The sequence below is a fragment of the Roseburia zhanii genome, assembly GCF_014287635.1.
Classification (GTDB): Bacteria; Bacillota; Clostridia; order Lachnospirales; family Lachnospiraceae; genus Roseburia_B; species Roseburia_B zhanii.
Window position 1 is genome coordinate 232,314 of record NZ_JACOPH010000003.1, and the last position, 21,985, is coordinate 254,298.

Sequence of the window (21,985 nt, forward strand, 5' to 3'; positions counted from 1 at the left end):
TCATAAGAAGTATAATACAAGTCCTCCGGTTTGGAAGAAATTCCTTGCCGGAGGGCTTTTTTCTATTCTTACTTTTCCCTTTTCGTAATCAGAATATGCAGTCTGCACAACGTGGATTGCACAGGCGACCATCGTCTGGTTATAGTCACTGTCTTCTCTTAAAGCTCTGATTCGTTCCGTATACATCATTTTTCATCACTTCCTGTAATGATTTGAAAAATACCACTACGGCGTATACCCACGATAAAATTCAATAAACGCCCGCAGCGATTTCGACGGCTTCAACTGCGTCTTATAAGCAAATCCGACTTCCCGCTTATGAATCGGAATACCTAACGGAATCTCGATCAACGTTCCATCTGCAAGTTCAGAGGTAACAAAACTTTTAATGACACAGGCAACCCCGACACCGATCTTTGCAAATTCGATCAACAGATCCATGTCAGAAATATCAATGGAATCCTGCACATGAATATGGTTGATCTGTAGGTAATCGTCGATATATTGTCTGGTCATATTGTGCTTATCAAGCAGCATCAGCGTGGAATTTTGCAGAATATGGCTTTTGGTGACACCACGCATTTTTAAATTTCTTAGATAATCTTTAGTAGCGACAAAAATATCCTCAATTTCTTCAAGATAATCAAACTGGATATTTTTCGTATTATCCGGCTTGCCGATCAAACCGATATCGATCTTATTTTCCTCTAATAATTTCAGCGTGTCATTCGTAGACTGACAGGTGATCGAAATGCTGATGTGCGGATGGCGTTTGATAAATTCCTTCAGATAGGGGAGCAGGAGATACTTACAAAGTGTGGAACTGACACCGATCTTAAGGTGTCCGACACCAAGTTCGATCGAACGGTGCAGTTTTTCTTCGCCAAGTGTTAGTGTTTCAAATGCATTTTTGACATAAGAATAGAGAAGTTCACCTTCTTCTGTCAAAGTCACGCCCCTGGAACTTCTCAAAAAAAGTTTACAGCCGATTCCGTCCTCTAATTTCTGAATAGACTTGCTGATCGCGGGCTGGCTGATGTATAATTCTTTTGCAGCTTTTGAAATGTTTCCTGCATGAGCAACTGTATAAAAAATGCGATAAGCAGATAAATTCTGATTCATAGGTTCACCTCTATAACTGGAAATTATGGTAAATATATTTAATATGTATTTCTATTATAGCAAAACCTGTGCTACAATACAACCAAAGATAAGAAACATTCACTCACACACACAAACTATTTAGGAGGGATTACTGCATGGGAATGACAATGACCCAGAAGATTCTTGCAGCACACGCAGGTTTAGAATCTGTGCAGGCAGGACAACTGATCGAGGCGGATTTAGACCTTGTTCTTGGAAATGATATTACTTCACCGGTTGCCATCCATGAGATGGAGAAGATGAAAACAGAAGGTGTATTTAATAAAGATAAGATTGCACTGGTATTAGATCATTTTGTACCGAACAAAGACATCAAATCTGCCCAGCACTGTAAATGTGTCCGCGAATTTGCCTGTAGACACGATATTACCAATTATTTTGACGTAGGAGAAATGGGAATCGAACATGCTCTGCTGCCGGAAAAAGGTCTGACAGTTGCAGGTGATGTGATCATCGGAGCAGATTCTCATACTTGTACCTATGGAGCATTAGGAGCATTTTCTACCGGAGTAGGAAGTACAGATATGGCGGCTGGTATGGCAACTGGAAAAGCATGGTTTAAAGTGCCTTCAGCCATTAAGTTCATTCTGACCGGAAAACCGGCGAAATGGATCAGCGGAAAGGATATCATCTTACACATCATCGGTATGATCGGTGTAGATGGTGCCTTATATAAATCTATGGAATTTGTTGGAGATGGTATTCAGTATCTTTCTATGGATGATCGTTTTACGATTGCAAATATGGCGATCGAAGGTGGTGGAAAAAATGGTATTTTCCCTGTAGACGAGAAATGCGAAGCCTACATGAAAGAACATTCCATGCGTCCATACAAAGTATATGAAGCAGATGAAGATGCTGTATATGATGAAGAATATACCATCGACCTTAGCACTTTAAAACCAACGATCGCATTTCCACATCTGCCGGAAAATACAAAGACGATCGATGAAGTTGGTGATATCAAGATTGATCAGGTTGTCATTGGTTCCTGTACAAATGGACGTTTAGAAGACCTTAGGATTGCAGCCGACATCTTAAAAGGTAAAAAAGTTGCAAAAGATATCCGAGTCATCGTGATTCCGGCAACACAGAAGATTTATTTAGATGCCATGGAAGCAGGATATATCCGTACATTTATTGAAGCCGGAGCCGTTGTCAGCACACCGACATGTGGTCCTTGCCTTGGCGGTTATATGGGTATTTTAGCGGAAAAAGAACGTTGTATCTCAACAACGAACCGTAACTTTGTCGGTCGTATGGGACATGTCGAATCTGAAATTTATCTTGCAAGTCCGGCAGTTGCCGCAGCAAGTGCGATTACCGGTAAGATTTCAAGTCCGGATGAAATATAGGAGGTTACATACATGAAAGCAGCATGTGGAACAGTATTCAAATATGGTGACAATGTAGATACCGATGTAATTATTCCGGCAAGATACTTAAATTCTTCCGATCCAAAGGAATTAGCAGGACATTGTATGGAAGATATCGATAAAGATTTTGTAAAAAATGTAAAGCCGGGAGATATTATGGTGGCAACTAAGAATTTTGGCTGTGGTTCTTCAAGAGAACATGCACCGATCTCTATTAAGGCTGCCGGTATCAGTTGCGTCATTGCAGAAACATTTGCAAGGATCTTTTACCGGAATGCGATCAATATCGGACTGCCGATCGTGGAATGTAAAGAAGCAGCAAACGAGATCGAAGCCGGTGATGTAGTAGAAGTCGATTTTGATACGGGTATCATTACAGATAAGACCAAAGGTACAAAGTATCAGGGACAGGCTTTCCCGGAATTTATGCAGAAGATTATTGACAGCGAAGGCTTAGTCAACTATATTAACCAGAAATAGACCGATTGAAAAAAGTATGTGAAGTTTCACATGCTTTTTTTATTACAATAATATTAAATTTGTAATCTTCCTGTCCACTTTTTCGTAAAATGGAGTATAATAAACTGAAATGTGAAAAAGAAGGAGTGAAATTATGGTTCGCAGAAAGAAGAAAGCGGGAGTTTTACGCAGATCTTTACTGTCAGCTTTTGCAGTGATTGCATTTTTAGTACTTGGAATATACATATTCTTTGGAATTTATTTCAGAAATCATTTCTTTTATCAGACGAGCATCGAAGATGTGGATGTCAGTGGCATGACAGCCGAAGATGCAGCAGAAGAACTTCGGAGTGAAGTGAAGGACTATCTGCTGACGATGTATGACAGGAACGGTAATTCCTATCAGATCTTAGGTGCATCGATCGACTATGACTATCAGCCGACCGGAGAGGAAGAAAAACTGATAAACGAGCAGAAATCATTCTTATGGCCGGCTAAGATTACAAAAGACAAGAAGCTGGATGTCGATAAGAGCATTACCTATGATGATGCATTGTTACAGGAGGAGATCAATGATCTTGGCTGTTTAAAAGAAGATTATATGAAGAAACCGACAGATGCATTTATCCAGATGACAGATAATGGTTATGAAATTGTTCCGGAAGATCAGGGAAATTATCTGATCAAGGACAAATTAGCAGCAAGGGTGAAAGCTGCCGTTGATGCTGGAGAAACAGAATTTACTTTTACCGATGATCTTTATGAGAAACCGGAAGTTACATCCGATGATGAAGTTTTAACAGCATGTATGGATAAGATCCAGTCCTATTTTGGGGCAGAGATCACTTATGATTTCGGTGAGGATAAGGAAGTTGTAGATAAGAGCGTAATATCTTCATGGATCACTATCGATGAGAATTACAATGTGACCTTTGACGAAGACAAAGCAGCATCATATGTGCAGAGTCTTGCCAGTAAGTACAATACATACGGCGATGAGAGGGAATTCAAGACTTCCAAAGGTGATACCGTTACGATCGGCGGAGGAGATTATGGCTGGGTAATTGATAAAGAAGCGGAATTAGAACAGCTTTTGCAGGAAGTAAAAAATGGTGATGTTAAGACCAGAGAGCCGGTATATTCGCAGACCGCAGTCAGCCGGAGTAAAAATGATATCGGAGATACTTACATAGAGATCGATTATACGAACCAGCATCTGTGGTATTATGAAAAAGGCGAACTGAAGTTAGACACGGACATCGTATCCGGTAATATCAGCCGGGGAAACGGTTCACCGGATGGTGTCTATAAGATTGTATATAAGAAGAGTCCGGCAGTCCTTAAGGGAGAAAACTACGCATCGGATGTTACATATTTTATGCCATTTGCCTACAATGTCGGTATCCATGATGCACCATGGAGGCATGGCAAATTCGGAGGAACGATCTATAAGACTTCCGGTTCCCATGGATGTATCAATGTATCGGAAGATGCCGCTACTACGCTTTATAAGATTGTAGAAGTTGACACGCCGGTAGTTGCATATTATAGGGAAAAGGTAAAATTAACCGCAGAAAATACCAAAATTTCCAATGCATATTCCTATTATGATGAAGCAAAGGAAAAGGCAAAAGAAGAAGCAGCAAAAAAAGCGGAGGCAGAAAATGCGGCGAATACCCCGCAGGTAAATGAAGGTGAGCGTATCGCAGAAGATGGTAGTGTAGAAGCCGTGCCGGCAATACCGGAGCAATAATAGAATTCTTATCATTCTAAATAACAACAGACAGGTGACAAAAATAAAATGTTTTTGTTAACTGTCTGTTTGATTATATTCCGATATATACTGCAAAAATTTTTTAGAGAGTTTCAGCTCGGAATAAATAGATGCATATTCTTTCGCAGATAGATCAAGAATATAATTTTCGGCATAATTTCTTATAATGCCATGGGCGATCGCAGTATCGACTGCTTTATTATATGCGATCGCGGCAGTGATTTCTGAATCATATATGCCGACGATATAATTGCCATTGATATGCAGCCGGACTTCAAAACAAGGCTTTCCGTTGCGTACTGAAGACGTTACCCCATAATAACGGTTGACTAAGAGGATATTCGAATAACGGTAGTCTGTCTGATCCCCGTTGATAAATGTATAATCCCGTCCATTTACCGCAAAACTGCGGATACCATAGCGGGATAAGATCGTCGTCTGCATTCCATATTCATTGACAAACAGATGCCCGCCACGCTTGATGATCTTATGACTGGAATAGAAGAACAGATCGTCAATGTCAAACTTATATTCCTCCTTTGCAGAAAGATAATAGGAAAAATAATTGTGATGCAGATAAATAGGTGTTTTGATATAAATACGGTTATCCCTGAAATTGACCAGCGTAACAACCTTTTCAAAGTTCAGCATCTTCGGGTGAAATAATTTGTGTTCTAAGGAAATACCAGGATCTGTCAGGATCTTTTCTGCTTCTAAGTACGCAGCATGAGCATCTGCTTCATTTAGAAAACTTCCAAGGCTGATATGTTTATTCCGGTAAGTGATACTTGAACGGTAATAAATCGTTCCATCTTTTTTTACTGCCTGATATACGCCTTTTTGCATGAAGAACCTCCTTATGCACATATGATGTCGTCGTTCAGCCAATACTCCTATAACATATTCATGTTAGCATGATCCGTATGTTACTTAGCTTATAGCCAAACTGTTGTTATATTATAACATAAATTCCGCAAATACGTTGACATTTTCCTTTAGTTTCTTATATAATTAGAATGTTTGATGGTTATTTGAAATAACCATATACCAGAAGAATAACACTCGTACAAAGAGAAAGAGGATGAGAATATGGACTTAATTTATGCAAGTACAAGAAATGCAGAAGAAAAGGTAACCGCATCACAGGCGATTTTAAAAGGTCTTGCCGGAGAAGGTGGATTGTTTGTACCTACAGCAATTCCGGCATTAGATATTGATTTAGATGATCTTGCAAAAATGACATATCAGGAAACTGCATATGCCGTTATGAGCAGATTTTTGACAGATTTTACAGAAGAAGAATTGAAAAACTGCATCAATGCCGCATATGACAGCAAATTCGATACAGAAGAGATCGCACCTTTAGTAAGTGCAGACGGAGCATATTATTTAGAACTGTTCCATGGTTCTACGATCGCATTTAAGGATATGGCATTATCCATTCTGCCACATTTACTGATCACAGCCGCAAGAAAGAATCAGGTAAAAAATGATATCGTGATCTTAACAGCTACTTCAGGAGATACCGGAAAAGCTGCTTTAGCAGGATTTGCTGATGTCAAAGGAACAAAGATCATCGTCTTTTATCCAAAGCATGGTGTCAGCCCGATTCAAGAGAAACAGATGGTTACACAGAAAGGCGAGAATACATTTGTTGTAGGGATCAATGGTAACTTCGATCAGGCACAGACCGGTGTGAAGAAAATGTTCTCCGATGCTAAGTTAGCAAAAGTCATGGATGCCGCAGGATATCAGTTCTCCTCTGCAAACTCCATCAACATCGGACGTTTAGTTCCACAGATCGTATATTATGTATATGCTTATGCAAAATTATATGCAAATGGCGAGATCAAAAAAGGAGAGAAGATCAACGTTGTTGTTCCAACCGGTAATTTCGGTAATATTTTAGCTGCTTTCTATGCTAAAAATATGGGACTTCCAATCGCAAAACTGATCTGTGCTTCTAACGAAAATAGAGTATTATATGATTTCTTCAGCACAGGTACCTATGATAAGAACAGAGAATTTATCCTGACATCTTCACCATCTATGGATATTTTGATCTCCAGCAACTTAGAAAGACTGATCTACCGTATTGCCGGAAATGATGCAGCCAAGAATGAAGCATTTATGAAAGCATTATCAAGTGAAGGTAAATACGAGATCACAGCCGAGATGAAAGAGCAGTTAAAAGATTTCTATGGAAACTATACCACTGAAGCAGAAACCGCAGAGGTCATCAAAGATCTGTATGAGAAAACAGGCTATGTGATCGATACCCATACCGCAGTAGCAGCCGGTGTATATCACAAGTATCTCAAAGAAACAAATGATACAGATACTAAGACAGTGATTGCTTCTACAGCAAGCCCATATAAGTTTACAAGAAGCGTTATGGACGCGATTGACAAAGAGAAATATGATTCCATGACAGACTTTGAATTAGTCGATGAATTAAGCCGTATTTCCAACGTAAAAGTCCCACAGGCTATCGAAGATATCCGCAGTGCAAAAGTACTTCACGATACTGTATGCGAAGTTGATGAGATGGAGAGCGTTGTAAAGAAATTCTTAAATATCTAAGAGAAGTAAATGAAACCGCCAGATCATACCGTAATCTGGCGGTTTTTCTTGTCTATATAAACAATTCGTTTGAGCACAAAAAAACCACCGTCTGAATCGGTGGTTTCTTACGTGATAATATGTATGATTATAATTTGATCAGGAAGTTCAAGATTCCAAACGGATACATGATCGGCAGAAGGATCATATTTGAAGCGCTGCTGATAAGTGTATTCTCCATGCTGACCGGTGGATTTAAAAACAGTTCTATGGAATCATCATTTGATACATTGACGTTGAACAGTCCGTTATGGAGATTTAAGAAATCTTCGATAGAAGCCTGTACATATTCATCATATTCTTCAAATTTCTCTTTGACATATCTGGATGCAAAGATGATCGCTGTATCTTCCTGCATATCAAAATAGGAAGTCATCGAAAACTCACCATTGATGATCTGGGTAGAGCACTGGCTTGTTAAATATTCCTTACAGACCGACGGATTTAACGGAGCAAAATCTTCACCGATAAAACGGATCAGGTTATTGAATAACAGTGTCAGGTATTTAAACAGATTCTCAGAAAGTTCTGTATCTGTAATCAAAAACAGGTTACGGATCAAAGTCTGGAGATTCTCTTTCTGGATATTCGTATGCTCTAAATTAGAAATCTTATTTTCAGCCTGATAAGAGGAAATCAGATCTTCAAGTTGTGCATTTGTTAAAGTACCATTGTCTACTAAATACTGACCGATCAGAAGATAATCCGGTGTCTGCTGGTCTAAAAGAGAATTGACCTGTTCTCTAGTCAGATAGCCTTCTTCAATCGCAAGCTCCCCAAAACGTTTATCCTCATGTGTCTGCCGGATAACAATGGCATCAACCTGTGCAGCTGTCATAAGACCGGCATGGATAGCAAGTGTTCCCAGTTTAATATGCTTTGTGTGCAAATTCTCGATTGCACTGATAAGCTTATCTGCTGGAATGATATGTTTGCTTAGCAGGTAATTTCCGAAAAATTGTGAATACATACATTATCTCCCTTCAAAACGATTATTAAGAATAGATTCAATCTGCCTGCGATTAAGTGGTTTTTGTAAAAAATCCTTAGCACCAAGCTGAATAGCCTGTTTTAATTGTGATTGTGTGCCAACAGAAGATACGATGACGATATCTGCTTTTGGATCAAATTCCATGATTTCTGCAATGGCTGTGTTTCCGTCCTTTACAGGCATAACAATATCAAGAAAAACAACTTCAGGAGATTGTTCCTTATATATATCAATGACTTCTTGTCCATTAGACGCATCTAAAAAATTTCTTCCGCCTAGAGAAGATATAATATCTTTTAATTGTTTCCTGGCTAAAATGGAATCATCACCAATTAAAATTTTAGCATCTTCTAATTTCATAATAACCGCTCCTTTATAGTATGTAATATAATTATATTATACCATGTAGTCCAAAGTTTCAACATTTATTGCCCGAATAGTTCATAAAATTTTAACAAAAGAGACATTTTGTATATGCTCACCACATATTGTACCAGTTTTTCTTATTTTATATTTGCGTATCAAAATAAATCCATATATAATAGAACAATAGAAAAATAAAAAATGAGGTGAAAGACATGAATTTAGTACTAATTTTTGATGTTATCATTGCAGGACTCGGCATTTATCTGATCTATTCTGCCTTTCAGATGAAAAAGACCGGAGAGATCAGCAATGTGATCATTAACGAACTAGAAGTAACAAAGTGTAAGGATAGAAAGAGTTTTATTCAAAGCATTTATAACCAGATGATCATTTTCGGTGCCATTGCTGTGATATTTGGTGTCCTTGGCTGTATTAACGATACCGTTTTTTCGCTTGGAAAAGTCTTTGATATCGGCGGAGTTTTTATCTTTGTAGGTGCATGGCTTTGGTTTACAAGAGAAGTCAGAAAGAAAAAAGGAGAATATTTTTACTAAAAAGATGGGGGAGCAGTATGGATAGGATACTTGTAGTTGATGATGAGGAGAAAATCCGTACGATCATACGTAAATATGCAGAATTTGAAGGATATGACGTAACAGAGGCAAAAGATGGGATCGAGGCACTTCAGTTGTGCCGCAGTCAGGATTTTGATGTGATCATCTTAGATATTATGATGCCGAAAATAGATGGTTTTTCCACTTGCCGCAAGATACGTGAGATTAAAACGACTCCTGTGATCATGCTTTCTGCAAGAGGAGAAGAATATGACAGGATACATGGTTTTGAGATGGGTGTCGATGATTATGTTGTAAAACCATTTTCACCGAAAGAATTGATGATGCGAATCAAAGTCTTGATCAGCAGGACTAAGACACCAAAAGAAGAACATGTACATGAAACCTTTGAAAAAGAAGGTCTTTTTATTGATTTTACCGGACGTGTCGTAACGGTAAACGGTGAGCGGGTGAATATGTCACCAAGAGAATATGAACTGTTATTTTATCTGGTCAAAAACCGTAACATTGCCCTAGAGCGTGAAAAACTGATTACAGATGTCTGGGGCTATGATTACTATGGCGATGACAGGACCTTGGATACCCATATCAAGCTGTTGCGTAACAGTCTTGGTGAATACCGCAAATTTTTAGTAACTTTAAGAGGAGTAGGATATCGTTTTGAAGCATGAGAAAATCAGCATTAAATGGAGGATATTTATCTTCCTTTTGATATTTATCATCATTCTGTTAGTGATACTTTGGCTGTTACAGGTATGTTACTTAGATTCTTTTTACAAATATGTCAGAACGAAAACTGCAGAAAATGTCAGGGAAGAAGTGATCGCTGTCTGGAATTCCTCAGATGAAGAAAGTGTCAAAGAAGAACAGTTTAATCTGCTTGCTGCCGGAAATAATCTTGCAATCTATATCGTAGATACGAATGGACAGGTTGTATACAATGCAGAATACGTGGAAAATTCCCGCCTCAACCAGATGCCCAAACAAGAGTTAGATAACTATTACCAGTTAGCAAAAGACAATGGTGGATGTGCAAAGATTGTATTTCGGGGAAACAGGAATCCAATGTTCCAGGATCAGAATATGCCACAGGGTGGAGAAGATGTTTTATCTACTGAAGCAGCCTTTTTCCAAAAGCCGGATGATCAAGATACACCTCCCGAAAAAAAAGAGTTTCCTCAAAATGTGGAAAATCCAGCCAGTCCAAAGAATGGAAATACTCCGCCAAAAGAAGAAGTTCCGTTGCTGATGCAGTCGCATCAGATGGAACGAGCAGAAAATGTGATCTATGTGACAATCTTAAATGATGGCGAAACAGAGCATATCTTTTTTTTAAATTCCATGCTGACACCTGTGAATGCTACGATTTATACACTTAAGATCGAATTGATTTTTATCAGTATCGTAATGCTGATTTTATCCATTTTATTAGCACTTATCATTTCCAGACAGATTTCTAAATCCATGATACGTGTCAATGATTCTGCAAGGGAATTAGCCAAAGGAAAATATGATGTCGTATTTGAGGGCAAAGATTATAAAGAAATCGCAGAATTATCCGATACGTTAAATTATATGGCAAAGGAATTAGAGCGGACAGAACAATTCCGCAGGGAACTGATCGCAAATGTGTCACATGATCTGCGGACACCGCTGACGATGATCACTGCATATTCAGAAGCCATGCGGGATCTTCCGGGAGAGAACACCCCTGAAAATATTCAGGTTGTGATTGATGAAGCAATGCATCTGACAAATCTTGTTAATGATATGTTAGATCTCTCGAAGTTACAGGCAGGTGTTTTAGTCAATAACAGTGAATGTTATAATTTAACAGAAGGTATCCGTCTGGTATTAAAACGATACAATAAGCTGATGGAACAGGATCATTACCGGATCCGTTTCATTTATGACAGGGATGCATGGGTGACAGCTGATGCATTTAAAATGGAACAGGTACTTTATAACCTGATCAATAATGCAATCCATTATACCGGAGAAGATAAGACAGTCGTTGTATGCCAGATCTTAAAAGATGAAAAGGTCAGGATTGAGATCAAAGACAGTGGGGCAGGCATTGCCAAAGAAGAACTGCCTCATATCTGGGAGCGTTATTATAAGATAGATAAAGACCACAAGCGTGCTGTTGCTGGTTCAGGACTCGGCTTATCGATTGTAAAACATATCTTAGAACTGCATCAGGCGGCTTACGGTGCAGAAAGTGAGATCGGTCATGGAAGTACCTTCTGGTTTGAATTAAAAGAAGAAGATCCGGAAAATGAAGGATCTTAGATTCAGAAGAATTTTATGAATACAAAAAACGATAGTACCTTTTGAACGGGTACTATCTTTTTTTGTATAAAAATCAGATCAATTATCTTTGTGAAATCGGAATATATTCCTTGTGTTCATCTACAAATTTGTAAGCCGGACGCATGATCTTACCACTGTAAGAGAGTTCTTCAAGTCTGTGTGCACTCCAGCCTGAAATTCTTGCGATCGCAAAAATAGGTGTATAAAGCTCTAATGGAAGGTTTAACATGGAATATGCAAATCCGCTGTAGAAATCGACATTCGGGCTGACACCTTTGTAGATCTTTCTCTCATCGGCAATGATCTTTGGAGCTAACCGTTCTACAAGTGTATAAAGAGCAAATTCTTTATCTTTTCCTTTTTCTTTTGAAAGACGTTCTACAAAAGAGTGGAAGATAACCGCACGAGGATCAGAAAGGGAATAAACAGCATGTCCCATACCATAAATCAGTCCTGCGTGGTCAAATGCCTCTTTGTTCAGCAAAGCTCTTAAATATCTGCTGACTTCTTCTTCATCTGTCCAGTCTTTTAAGTTTGCCTTCATATCCTCAAACATCTGTACAACCTTGATATTTGCGCCACCATGTTTCGGGCCCTTTAAAGAGCCTAAAGAAGCGGCAATTACAGAATATGTATCTGTACCGGAAGAAGAAACTAAATGTGTTGTAAACGTGGAGTTATTACCACCGCCATGTTCCATGTGCAGAATCAGTGCAGTATCTAACAGTTTTGCTTCTAATGCTGAGAATTTAGAATCCGGTCTTAAAATATGAAGAATATTCTCCGCTGTTGAATATTCCGGTTTTGGTGAATGGATAAAAAGACTTGCCCCATCATGGTAATGCTTGTAAGCCTGATAACCATACACAGATAACAGTGGGAATAGGCTGATAAGCTGTAAACACTGACGCAGCACATTCGGAAGTGAAATATCATCGGCTGCATCATCATAAGAATAAAGCGTCAAAACACTTCGGGCTAACGTATTCATCATATCCTTACTCGGAGCTTTCATAATGATATCCCTTACAAAACTGGTAGGCAGGGTACGGTAATAGCTTAACAGTTCTGTAAATTCATCTAACTGTGGTTTTGTAGGCAGTTTCCCGAATAATAGAAGATAAGTACTTTCCTCAAAACCAAAATGACTGCTGTCATCAATTCCTTTTACGATATCCTTGACATTATATCCACGATAATAAAGGTTACCATCTGCCGGAACTGCCACACCATTTTCGATTCTGGTAGAACATACATCGGCTATCTGTGTCAATCCAACAAGGACACCTTTTCCGTTTACATCACGAAGACCTCTCTTAACATCATACTCTGAATATAACGCAGGGTTGATGGTTGCAGTTTCTTCACAGAGTTGGGAGAGTTTTAATATTTCAGGTGTTACTTCACTGTATGAATTTGTATGCATATACATCCTCCTTTTCTGTCTAGTCCTGTAACTATTCCATAGTCTGACCTATACTGAATGGTTACCTATTCTCTAATAATATCATAAAATGAAAGAATATAACAAGATAAATATGCATCTTTTAAAGAATTTTCAAAAAAAGTTTAGAATTTGTTTATTTTTTTTCAATATATGAAATGCTGGAAAAATGTAAAAATATACGTTATGATAGACACAGGATCAAATCAGGAAAGGAAGTATCAAAGTGGAATCAAAAGAATTATATACATATGTGGATCATACTGCATTAAAAGCATATACAACATGGGAAGATATAGAAAAATTATGTAAAGAGGCGATAACTTATCAGATGGCATCTGTCTGTATACCAGCCTGCTATATCAAACGGGTGCATGATGAGTTTAAGGATCTTACGATCTGTACCGTTGTCGGTTTCCCATTAGGTTACAGCAGTACCGAAGGCAAGGTTGCCGAAACCATGCAGGCATTAAAAGACGGTGCATCTGAAATCGATATGGTCATCAACATCTGTGATGTGAAAAATAAAGATTATGATAAAGTAGAGCAGGAGATCGCAGCACTTAAAAAAGCCACCGGAGATCATACTTTAAAAGTGATCATCGAAACCTGTTATCTGACAGAGGAAGAAAAAATTGCCATGTGTCAGGCAGTTACCAATGCAAAAGCAGATTTTATCAAGACATCTACAGGATTTGGAACAGCCGGTGCCACTTTAGAAGATGTGAAACTGATGAAAGAACATATTGGAGCAGATGTAAAGATCAAAGCTGCCGGTGGAATCCGAAGCCGTAAGGAAATGGAAGATTATATCAAGGCAGGTTGCAGCAGGATCGGTACAAGTTCTGCGATTTCGATGTTAGGAGAACTATAGATGAATATATTAGAATTGATCTCCGAAGCTTATAAAGCTAAGGAATATTCTTATGCACCTTATTCGAACTTTCATGTAGGAGCCGCATTATGTACAGATTCCGGCAGGATCTATCGTGGCTGTAATATTGAAAATGCCGCTTATTCACCGACAAACTGTGCAGAACGTACCGCTTTTTTTAAAGCAGTATCAGAAGGAGAACGGAAGTTTAGAGGGATTGCGATCGTCGGCGATAAAGAGGAATATTTAGCACCCTGCGGAGTCTGCCGTCAGGTAATGATGGAGTTCTGTAATCCAAAGGAATTTCAGGTCATACTTGCTAAAAATCCTACGGATTATAAAGTATATACATTAGAAGAACTTTTTCCGGGAGCATTTTCGGCAAATGACCTGTAAAACTTATGGGAAAAATTTTCCTTGTTTTTCTATGTATTTTTGATTGAAATTTATGACATATTAAGGTATAATGCTTTTAGGTTTTACAAGAACTTGAGAATTATATTCCTGGGATGTTCGACAACCCTACTATTTTGAACCTACATTTACTTTTACGGGTTTCTTATATTGCCGATTGGATGTCAAGCCGTCATATTGCAGCGGAAGACAGAAGAGAGGCTGCAGTTACCCACCTAGCTCTGGCTAGGCGTCAAAATTGTAGGAAACGGCATTTTGGGTTTTTCAAAAGACAACATGATAGAAGTACAAAAGATCATAAAGTACAGAGGATAGTCTTTATATAAATGTACGAAAGAGTTTATATATCACAGTACAGAAGATTTTGATATACAGATGATAACCTTTAGCATAAATACAAAAGCATCTAAGCTACAAAAGATATCAGTAATCAGACATACAGAAGATAGAAAATAAAACGTACAGAAGATTGGTATAAAATACATACGATGAGTCATAAATGTACAAAAGATAACATATGAATGAAAGAAGCTGCTTTTACGGCAGCTTCTTTTTTCCATCTTTATCATAAAAGAACCGGAGCATGAGAGTGATCGCAATGGTAAACAAGGGAGTAAAAGGAATGACAAGAACTATGAATAATATCATGAAACTGCTTATTATTGTGGTATGTTTTGCAGGAGTGGTCTTTTTCGTCTGGAATGACACAAAGCAGACAGTAGAATATGGGTATAGTGATGACTATGTACAGATCAAGGAATTGCCGGATCTGTTGGATTTCTGTTATTATTCAAAAAAAGAATGGGAAGATCTGCTCACAGAACAGGATTTTGGCGAAGTAGTAACCGCAGATACCGTTTTATGGATATTAGAACAGACAGGAAGCAGTGGATATATTGATTATGAAAAGGGAAATGAAGCTGTCCTGACACGAAAACAGTGGCGGGAAGTTTACAGTCAGTTATTGGACTTGCTGGACGAAAATGATCAGATCACCGTAACAGATGAAGTGATCTTAAAACAGGAAAAAGATACATTGACCTGTGCGTCTGGTACATATACATATAAGTTATCCGATATAAAGTTTACCCCAATGACTGCCATGGGATTTTACATAAAAGATAATTCAGTGATCGGAATTGCTGGAATGCAAAGCGAAACAGCCTCACTTTGTAATGTCTATGTAGAAAAGGCAGAAGCAGATCAGATCACCTTTTTGAGCAATCGGAATACCTATACATTAGATATTGTGGTAGAGCAGCCGGCTGAGGTGGAAAATCATATCTGTGACCTGCTCTGGCAGAATGGTGTCATTGCAAAAGTGCAGGTGAAGGGTGATACCATACAGGGAAATCTGATTTCTTTGAATGAACATACGATTGAGATCGAAGGCTATGGAGAGATTGCGCGGGCGGAAAACCTTCCGGTATATAAGACATATGGATCGATTGAGCAAAAAGATCTGTCGGATATTGTCATTGCAAATATGAAAGTAGAATATGTGGTTGCAGGTGAGAGCGTAGAGGCAGTCTTATTAAGAGAACCGGCACAGCTTTCAAAAATACGTGTTCTTCTGTTAGCAGATGATGGTACCCCTTATCGGGAAAATATCTATATTAGTGCGGACAGTGCCTATCAGATCCTGCAAAAAGAAGGAACTGCTGACATACCGCCTGAAACAGTATCAGCAGCGGGCGACTTATTTGCGAATATCGAAGAAAACAGCCTGCAGCTCAAACCCACAGATGAATCTGGAGAATTATATATCTGTGATGCTGCTGGAACAAGGCTGTCCTATGGTTATAAAGGAAGTATAGAACTGCGAAGATATCCGGAAGGTTATGTGATTGTCAATGAACTGCCGATCGAAGAATATCTGTGTGCAGTCGTTCCAAGTGAAATGCCGGCAGCGTATGAAGTGGAGGCATTAAAAGCACAGGCAGTATGTGCGAGAAGCTATGCCTACATCCAGTTAGAACGGGGAGATTATGCCGCTTTTGGTGCACATGTGGAAGATTCAACGAATTATCAGGTATACAATAAGAAGGAGCGGGACGAAAAAACTTCTGCAGCCGTTTTAGATACCGCCGGAAAAGTCATACATTATCAGGGGAAAATTGCAGAAGCATATTATTTTTCAACTTCTTCTGGAATCACCGGCAATGGTGAAGCATGGAATCTGGCTGCAGACAGTCAGTATGGCTATCTTCGCAATACACTTGTCAAAGAGGGCGGCGGCGAACCTGACCTGTCTACAGAAGAAGCATTTTCACAATTCCTTGCAGACAGTGATGGAACAGCATACGAAGCGGCAATGCCATATTACCGCTGGCGTGCATCAGCCGATTATACATCAAAACAGACACAGAAAAAAATAAAAAGTATTCTGCGGACGAGAAAGATGCGGACACCGGAAGATATCATCTATATGGACAGCAGTAGTCAGGTCATTCCCAAAATGAAAAAATTCGGAAACCTGACACAGCTTGCGATCACAAAAAGAAGTACCGGAGGTGTTGCATTACAACTGGCGCTGACGTATGAGCATGGAACTGTTTTGATCGGAAATGAATATAATATCAGGGCAGTACTTGGAGCAGGACTTACGTCACTGACATTAGCGGATGGAACAAACAGAGAGAGTACCTTGCTGCCGAGTGCCTATGCCACGATCGTTCCGGTTGAAAATGGAACCTATGCGATCACAGGTGGCGGATACGGACATGGGATCGGCATGAGCCAGAATGGAGCAGATGCAATGGCTGCAATGGGAAAAAGCTGGGAAGAAATCTTAAATTTCTTTTTTAAAGATATTGAAATTACAAATGTAACATGATAATCTTGAGGAATCGCAGCTTATTTTCAGCGAAAACAGTTATTGTCATTACGGTAACATCAGAGGAGTTTATGTGTATGGTATGGAAACTGATCAAAAATGGAATTGTATTTTCTGAAAAATGTAAAAAAGATAATATCAGTGCATTTGCAGCACAGTCAGCATTTTTTATGCTGTTATCCTTGATTCCGTTTCTGATGGTATTCAGTTCCCTGCTGCAATACACTATGGTATCAGAAGCCACACTCATGCACTTAGTCAACAGTCTGATGCCGGAATATATTGCCCCTTTTCTGGTATCGATCATCAATGAAGTCTATCATAAATCTGTCGGTATCGTATCTGTAACCGCCGTTGTTGCTATCTGGTCAGCAGCAAGGGGCGTACAGTATATTGCATCCGGTTTAAATCAGATCAACGGCATCAGAGAAACAAGAAACTGGGTATTACGCAGATTCTGGGCAGCAGTTTATACAATCGTATTTTTATTTGCCATTGTAGCGATTTTGGTATTACTTGTATTTGGTAATACAATCCAAGAGATACTGATCGGATATGTACCGTTTTTAGCAAAGGCAACCGCAGTATTTTTCCGTTTTCGGGGATTGATATTATTTGTCTTTATGTGCGGTCTCTTTACGATCTTATACCGCACACTGCCAAATAACAGTGATCTCAAAGACAGAAAGCTGACATTCCGCAACCAGTTCCCGGGAGCTGTCTTATGTGCAGTCATCTGGTATATGTTTTCTTTTGGAGTATCTATTTATGTAGATTATTTTAACGGATTTTCCATGTATGGCAGTCTGACAACGATTGTTCTTGTGATGCTCTGGCTGTATTTTGGTATGTATATCATGCTTTTATGCGGAGAAATCAACGTACTGTTTGGAGAAAAAGTGATCGAATTTCATAAAAAACATATCAAAAAATAAACGTAATCGTGTTGCATTTCCAAAATGCTTGTGTTACACTAGATGACGTAATTGAAAAAATAAATGCTATGAAGGTGAGCAGTAAGTATTCACACACTTAAAAGAGAGAGGAAGTCATCGGCTGGAAACGTCCTTAAAGTAAGTGGATCACCGAATTTCACACCGGAGCAGTGTGGGTGAACTTTTTATAACAGTAGTCCATAACGTTTTGCACACGTTACGTGTTTAATGAGAGCTTAAGAAATCTTCTTAAGAATCAGGGTGGTATCGCGGAGTTGTTCGTCCCTATGTGGGTGAACGGCTTTTTTTATTTTTAAAATTCAAAGGAGATATGTTATGAAGGAAAAATTGCAGAAAATCAAAGAAGAAGCAATGAACAGAATTGCAGCATCTGACGATCTGACAAAATTAAATGATGTCCGTGTTGCAGTCTTAGGAAAAAAAGGAGAACTGACCGCAGTTTTAAAGAGCATGAAAGACGTACTTCCTGAGGAACGTCCGGCATTTGGACAGCTTGTCAATGAAGTCCGTTCTGAAATTGAAGATAAGTTAGAAAATGCAAAGAAAGCATTAGAAGCCAAAGAATTAGAGCTTCGTTTACAGAATGAAGTGATCGATGTCACATTACCGGCAAAGAAAAACAAAGTCGGACACAGACATCCGAATACGATTGCATTAGAAGAAGTAGAACGTATCTTTATCGGTATGGGTTATGAAGTAGTCGAAGGTCCGGAAGTGGAATTAGATTACTATAACTTTGAAGCTTTAAATATTCCGGCAAACCATCCGGCAAAAGACGAGCAGGATACTTTCTATATCAATAATGAGATTGTACTCCGTACACAGACATCACCGGTACAGGTTCGTGAAATGGAAAAAGGAAAACTCCCGATCCGTATGATCGCACCGGGACGTGTTTTCAGGGCAGATGAAGTAGATGCTACCCACTCACCGTCTTTCCACCAGATTGAAGGACTTGTCATTGATAAACATATTACCTTTTCAGACTTAAAGGGAACCTTAGAAGAATTTGCAAGAGAATTATTCGGACCGGATACAAAAGTAAAATTCCGTCCACATCATTTCCCATTTACAGAGCCGAGTGCAGAGATGGATGTAACCTGCTTTAAATGTGGTGGAAAAGGCTGCCGTTTCTGTAAGGGTGAAGGCTGGATCGAGATCTTAGGCTGTGGAATGGTTCATCCGAGAGTGCTCCGCATGAGCGGAATTGATCCTGAAGAATATTCCGGTTTTGCATTCGGTGTAGGATTAGAGCGAATCGCATTGTTAAAATATGAAATTGATGATATGCGTCTGTTATATGAAAACGACGACAGATTCTTAAAACAGTTCTAAGACAGGGAGGAAATAAAAAATGAATACTTCATTAGCATGGATTAAAGCGTTAGTTCCGGGACTTTCCGTAACAGAGCAGGAATATATGGATGCCATGACATTGTCAGGCTCAAAAGTAGAAGGCTACAAAAAATTAGATGCAGATCTTGATAAGATCGTGATCGGACAGATCAAAGGGATCAAACCTCATCCGGATGCAGATAAACTGATCATCTGTCAGGTAGACGTTGGAGCAGGTGAAAATATCCAGATCGTAACTGGAGCACCAAACGTATCCGAAGGAGATAAAGTACCGGTTGTATTAGAAGGCGGCAGAGTTGCCGGTGGGCATGACGGTAATCTGACACCGGGCGGAATCAAGATCAAAAAAGGAAAACTCCGTGGAGTAGAATCTTGTGGTATGATGTGTTCGATCGAAGAATTAGGTTCTGCAAGAGATTTTTATCCGGAAGCACCGGAATACGGTATTTATATCTTTGAGCCGGATGCCAAAGTCGGAAGTGATGCGATCGAAGCATTAGGACTGCATGATGCTGTATTTGAATATGAGATCACTTCTAACAGAGTGGACTGTTTTGCAGTTCTTGGTATTGCAAGGGAAGCCGCAGCTACTTTCCATAAAGAATTCAAACCACCAGTTGTCACAAAGACCGGTAATGATGAAGATGTGAATGATTATATTAAAGTAACTGTAAAAGATCATGAGCTCTGCTCACGCTATACAGCAAGAGTCGTTAAAAATATCCATCTTGCACCATCCCCAAAATGGATGCAGCACCGTCTGTCAGCACAGGGAATCCGTCCGATCAATAACTTAGTCGATATCACAAACTATGTTATGTTAGAGTACGGACAGCCAATGCACGCGTATGACTTAGACACGATCGCAGGAAAAGAAATCATTGTCAGACGAGCATCTGCTGATGAAACTTTTGTAACCTTAGACGGACAGGAACGTAAGTTAGATGAAAGCGTACTGATGATCTGTGATGCAGATAAGCCTGTAGGTATTGCCGGAATCATGGGCGGTGAAAATTCCATGATCACAGATAATGTAAAAACGATGTTATTTGAAGCTGCATGTTTTGATGGTACCAATATCCGTCTTTCAAGTAAAAAGATTGGACTTCGTACAGATGCATCCTCCATATTTGAAAAGGGCTTAGATCCAAACAATGCCATGGAAGCTATGGATCGTGCCTGCCAGTTGATTGAAGAATTAGGTGCAGGTGAAGTCGTTGGCGGTGCCGTTGACATTTATCCTGTGAAAAAAGAAGGCAGAAGGATTCCATTCGAGCCGGAAAAATATAACCGTCTGCTTGGAACAGAGATTTCTAAGGAAGATATGTTATCTTATTTTAAACGCTTAGAGTTAGGTTATGATGAAGCATCCAATGAACTTTTGATCCCTTCATGGCGGCAGGATCTTGAATGTGATGCAGACATTGCAGAAGAAGTTGCAAGATTCTTCGGATATGATAATATTCCGACAACGCTACCAAACGGAGAAGCAACTACCGGAAAACTTTCCTTTAAATTAAGGATTGAAGAAGTTGCAAGAGATATTGCAGAATTCTGTGGATTTTCACAGGGAATGTGCTATTCTTTTGAAAGCCCGAAAGTATTTGATAAATTACTGATCCCGGAAGATTCAGATTTAAGAAAAACAGTAACGATCTCCAACCCATTAGGAGAAGATTTCAGCATCATGCGTACAATCTCGTTAAACGGTATGCTGACATCTTTATCTACAAACTATAACCGCAGAAATAAAGATGTACGTCTGTATGAATTGGGAAATATCTATCTTCCAAAACAGGTACCAGTGACAGAACTTCCGGAAGAACGTATGCAGTTTACATTAGGAATGTATGGCGAAGGAGATTTCTTTACTTTAAAAGGTGTGGTAGAAGAATTCCTTACAAAGATCGGCATGCATGAAAAGATTGAATATGATCCGAATGCCGGTAAACCTTATCTGCATCCGGGCAGACAGGCAAATATCTCATATGCTAGTAAAGTGATCGGTTACATCGGAGAAGTACACCCGACGGTAGCTTCTAATTATGCGATCAAAGATCGTGTGTATGTAGCAGTTTTAGATATGCCGGAGATTGTATCACAGGCAAGTTTTGACAGAAAATATCAGGGAATCGCAAAATTCCCGGCTGCTACAAGAGATATCAGTATGGTCGTACCGAGAAATATCCTTGCAGGTGATATTGAAAAAGTGTTCGACAGCAAGGGCGGTGCATATTTAGAAAGCTATAAACTGTTTGATATTTATGAAGGAACCCAGATCCGTTTAGGATATAAGTCCCTTGCATATTCCCTGACTTTCCGTGGAAAAGAGAAAAACTTAGAAGAAGCTGATATCACAGGTGCTATGGATAAGATTTTAAAAGAATTAGAAGGTATGGGTATCGAACTTCGAAAATAATATTTCTGTATCATAAGTCGGATTGCATAGACAACTTTGTTATGTT

At 39.1% G+C, this 21,985-nt stretch carries 19 protein-coding genes, 1 other RNA gene and 1 other annotated feature; of the genes, 14 read left to right on the forward strand and 6 right to left on the reverse strand.

Going from position 1 to position 21,985, the window contains the following annotated elements; translation table 11 throughout:
* On the reverse strand, positions 1–189 hold the full coding sequence (locus tag H8S17_RS06040; RefSeq protein ID WP_186866609.1) for a helix-turn-helix domain-containing protein: 189 nt from the start codon (positions 187–189) through the stop codon (positions 1–3).
* 36 nt (positions 190–225) lie between these two features.
* The gene (locus tag H8S17_RS06045; RefSeq protein WP_186866610.1) at positions 226–1,122 is read right to left on the reverse strand and encodes a LysR family transcriptional regulator; all 897 of its coding nucleotides are present in this window, start codon (positions 1,120–1,122) and stop codon (positions 226–228) included.
* 137 nt (positions 1,123–1,259) lie between these two features.
* Here H8S17_RS06045 and leuC point away from each other — a divergent pair, with 137 nt between their 5' ends.
* The 3 genes from leuC to H8S17_RS06060 all read left to right on the forward strand — a co-directional run bounded on the left by leuC (position 1,260) and on the right by H8S17_RS06060 (position 4,752).
* Positions 1,260–2,519, forward strand: coding sequence for a 3-isopropylmalate dehydratase large subunit (gene leuC / locus H8S17_RS06050; RefSeq protein ID WP_186866611.1), 1,260 nt, complete (start codon positions 1,260–1,262; stop codon positions 2,517–2,519).
* A 12-nt stretch (positions 2,520–2,531) separates the two neighbouring features.
* The gene (gene leuD / locus H8S17_RS06055; protein WP_186866612.1) at positions 2,532–3,020 is read left to right on the forward strand and encodes a 3-isopropylmalate dehydratase small subunit; all 489 of its coding nucleotides are present in this window, start codon (positions 2,532–2,534) and stop codon (positions 3,018–3,020) included.
* A 133-nt stretch (positions 3,021–3,153) separates the two neighbouring features.
* A complete protein-coding gene (locus tag H8S17_RS06060) occupies positions 3,154–4,752 on the forward strand; it encodes a L,D-transpeptidase family protein (protein ID WP_186866613.1) in 1,599 nt (532 codons plus the stop codon).
* A gap of 57 nt (positions 4,753–4,809) precedes the next feature.
* Here the strand turns inward: H8S17_RS06060 and H8S17_RS06065 are convergent, their stop codons facing one another.
* On the reverse strand, positions 4,810–5,619 hold the full coding sequence (locus tag H8S17_RS06065) for a hypothetical protein (protein WP_186866614.1): 810 nt from the start codon (positions 5,617–5,619) through the stop codon (positions 4,810–4,812).
* Between the two features lie 243 nt (positions 5,620–5,862).
* Here H8S17_RS06065 and thrC point away from each other — a divergent pair, with 243 nt between their 5' ends.
* Positions 5,863–7,356 carry a threonine synthase gene (gene thrC / locus H8S17_RS06070; RefSeq protein WP_186866615.1) on the forward strand — a complete coding sequence of 498 codons (1,494 nt, stop codon included), beginning with the start codon at positions 5,863–5,865 and terminating at the stop codon, positions 7,354–7,356.
* 127 nt (positions 7,357–7,483) lie between these two features.
* Here the strand turns inward: thrC and H8S17_RS06075 are convergent, their stop codons facing one another.
* Both H8S17_RS06075 and H8S17_RS06080 read right to left on the reverse strand, forming a co-directional pair.
* Positions 7,484–8,365 carry a chemotaxis protein CheX gene (locus H8S17_RS06075; protein ID WP_186866616.1) on the reverse strand — a complete coding sequence of 294 codons (882 nt, stop codon included), beginning with the start codon at positions 8,363–8,365 and terminating at the stop codon, positions 7,484–7,486.
* Between the two features lie 3 nt (positions 8,366–8,368).
* On the reverse strand, positions 8,369–8,746 hold the full coding sequence (locus H8S17_RS06080; RefSeq protein ID WP_186866617.1) for a response regulator: 378 nt from the start codon (positions 8,744–8,746) through the stop codon (positions 8,369–8,371).
* A gap of 218 nt (positions 8,747–8,964) precedes the next feature.
* Between H8S17_RS06080 and H8S17_RS06085 the strand changes: the two genes are divergently transcribed.
* Genes H8S17_RS06085 through H8S17_RS06095 form a run of 3 tightly spaced genes read left to right on the forward strand, consistent with a single transcriptional unit; the run spans position 8,965 to position 11,619 of the window.
* Positions 8,965–9,306 (forward strand): hypothetical protein, encoded by a 342-nt coding sequence (locus H8S17_RS06085; RefSeq protein WP_178052194.1) that lies wholly within the window; start codon positions 8,965–8,967, stop codon positions 9,304–9,306.
* A 17-nt stretch (positions 9,307–9,323) separates the two neighbouring features.
* Positions 9,324–9,998, forward strand: a complete 675-nt coding sequence (locus tag H8S17_RS06090; protein ID WP_178052195.1) for a response regulator transcription factor — start codon at positions 9,324–9,326, stop codon at positions 9,996–9,998.
* The gene (locus H8S17_RS06095; RefSeq protein WP_186866618.1) at positions 9,988–11,619 is read left to right on the forward strand and encodes a sensor histidine kinase; all 1,632 of its coding nucleotides are present in this window, start codon (positions 9,988–9,990) and stop codon (positions 11,617–11,619) included. Before H8S17_RS06090 ends, H8S17_RS06095 begins: the two co-directional genes overlap by 11 nt.
* An 82-nt stretch (positions 11,620–11,701) precedes the next feature.
* Here the strand turns inward: H8S17_RS06095 and H8S17_RS06100 are convergent, their stop codons facing one another.
* A complete protein-coding gene (locus H8S17_RS06100) occupies positions 11,702–13,066 on the reverse strand; it encodes a citrate/2-methylcitrate synthase (RefSeq protein WP_186866619.1) in 1,365 nt (454 codons plus the stop codon).
* Between the two features lie 244 nt (positions 13,067–13,310).
* Here H8S17_RS06100 and deoC point away from each other — a divergent pair, with 244 nt between their 5' ends.
* The 7 genes from deoC to pheT all read left to right on the forward strand — a co-directional run bounded on the left by deoC (position 13,311) and on the right by pheT (position 21,939).
* Positions 13,311–13,958 carry a deoxyribose-phosphate aldolase gene (gene deoC, locus H8S17_RS06105; RefSeq protein ID WP_186866620.1) on the forward strand — a complete coding sequence of 216 codons (648 nt, stop codon included), beginning with the start codon at positions 13,311–13,313 and terminating at the stop codon, positions 13,956–13,958.
* A complete protein-coding gene (locus tag H8S17_RS06110) occupies positions 13,959–14,354 on the forward strand; it encodes a cytidine deaminase (protein WP_178052199.1) in 396 nt (131 codons plus the stop codon). It abuts the gene before it with no gap.
* A 102-nt stretch (positions 14,355–14,456) separates the two neighbouring features.
* A non-coding RNA gene (gene ssrS, locus H8S17_RS06115) (6S RNA) lies at positions 14,457–14,638 on the forward strand.
* A gap of 332 nt (positions 14,639–14,970) precedes the next feature.
* Positions 14,971–17,208, forward strand: coding sequence for a SpoIID/LytB domain-containing protein (locus tag H8S17_RS06120; protein ID WP_186866621.1), 2,238 nt, complete (start codon positions 14,971–14,973; stop codon positions 17,206–17,208).
* 77 nt (positions 17,209–17,285) lie between these two features.
* On the forward strand, positions 17,286–18,143 hold the full coding sequence (locus H8S17_RS06125) for a YihY/virulence factor BrkB family protein (protein ID WP_186866622.1): 858 nt from the start codon (positions 17,286–17,288) through the stop codon (positions 18,141–18,143).
* A 59-nt stretch (positions 18,144–18,202) separates the two neighbouring features.
* Positions 18,203–18,433, forward strand: a binding site (T-box leader).
* Positions 18,434–18,479: 46 nt separating this feature from the next.
* Positions 18,480–19,499, forward strand: a complete 1,020-nt coding sequence (gene pheS / locus H8S17_RS06130; RefSeq protein WP_178052202.1) for a phenylalanine--tRNA ligase subunit alpha — start codon at positions 18,480–18,482, stop codon at positions 19,497–19,499.
* 19 nt (positions 19,500–19,518) lie between these two features.
* On the forward strand, positions 19,519–21,939 hold the full coding sequence (pheT, locus tag H8S17_RS06135; RefSeq protein WP_186866623.1) for a phenylalanine--tRNA ligase subunit beta: 2,421 nt from the start codon (positions 19,519–19,521) through the stop codon (positions 21,937–21,939).
* Positions 21,940–21,985: the final 46 nt, after the last annotated feature.

Bases quoted from the DNA above. Each gene is read 5' to 3' on its own strand.
- H8S17_RS06040 (WP_186866609.1), bottom strand. From the start codon at position 189: ATGATGTATACGGAACGAATCAGAGCTTTAAGAGAAGACAGTGACTAT.
- H8S17_RS06045 (WP_186866610.1), bottom strand. From the start codon at position 1,122: ATGAATCAGAATTTATCTGCTTATCGCATTTTTTATACAGTTGCTCAT.
- leuC (WP_186866611.1), top strand. From the start codon at position 1,260: ATGGGAATGACAATGACCCAGAAGATTCTTGCAGCACACGCAGGTTTA.
- leuD (WP_186866612.1), top strand. From the start codon at position 2,532: ATGAAAGCAGCATGTGGAACAGTATTCAAATATGGTGACAATGTAGAT.
- H8S17_RS06060 (WP_186866613.1), top strand. From the start codon at position 3,154: ATGGTTCGCAGAAAGAAGAAAGCGGGAGTTTTACGCAGATCTTTACTG.
- H8S17_RS06065 (WP_186866614.1), bottom strand. From the start codon at position 5,619: ATGCAAAAAGGCGTATATCAGGCAGTAAAAAAAGATGGAACGATTTAT.
- thrC (WP_186866615.1), top strand. From the start codon at position 5,863: ATGGACTTAATTTATGCAAGTACAAGAAATGCAGAAGAAAAGGTAACC.
- H8S17_RS06075 (WP_186866616.1), bottom strand. From the start codon at position 8,365: ATGTATTCACAATTTTTCGGAAATTACCTGCTAAGCAAACATATCATT.
- H8S17_RS06080 (WP_186866617.1), bottom strand. From the start codon at position 8,746: ATGAAATTAGAAGATGCTAAAATTTTAATTGGTGATGATTCCATTTTA.
- H8S17_RS06085 (WP_178052194.1), top strand. From the start codon at position 8,965: ATGAATTTAGTACTAATTTTTGATGTTATCATTGCAGGACTCGGCATT.
- H8S17_RS06090 (WP_178052195.1), top strand. From the start codon at position 9,324: ATGGATAGGATACTTGTAGTTGATGATGAGGAGAAAATCCGTACGATC.
- H8S17_RS06100 (WP_186866619.1), bottom strand. From the start codon at position 13,066: ATGCATACAAATTCATACAGTGAAGTAACACCTGAAATATTAAAACTC.
- H8S17_RS06110 (WP_178052199.1), top strand. From the start codon at position 13,959: ATGAATATATTAGAATTGATCTCCGAAGCTTATAAAGCTAAGGAATAT.
- H8S17_RS06120 (WP_186866621.1), top strand. From the start codon at position 14,971: ATGGTAAACAAGGGAGTAAAAGGAATGACAAGAACTATGAATAATATC.
- H8S17_RS06125 (WP_186866622.1), top strand. From the start codon at position 17,286: ATGGTATGGAAACTGATCAAAAATGGAATTGTATTTTCTGAAAAATGT.
- pheS (WP_178052202.1), top strand. From the start codon at position 18,480: ATGAAGGAAAAATTGCAGAAAATCAAAGAAGAAGCAATGAACAGAATT.
- pheT (WP_186866623.1), top strand. From the start codon at position 19,519: ATGAATACTTCATTAGCATGGATTAAAGCGTTAGTTCCGGGACTTTCC.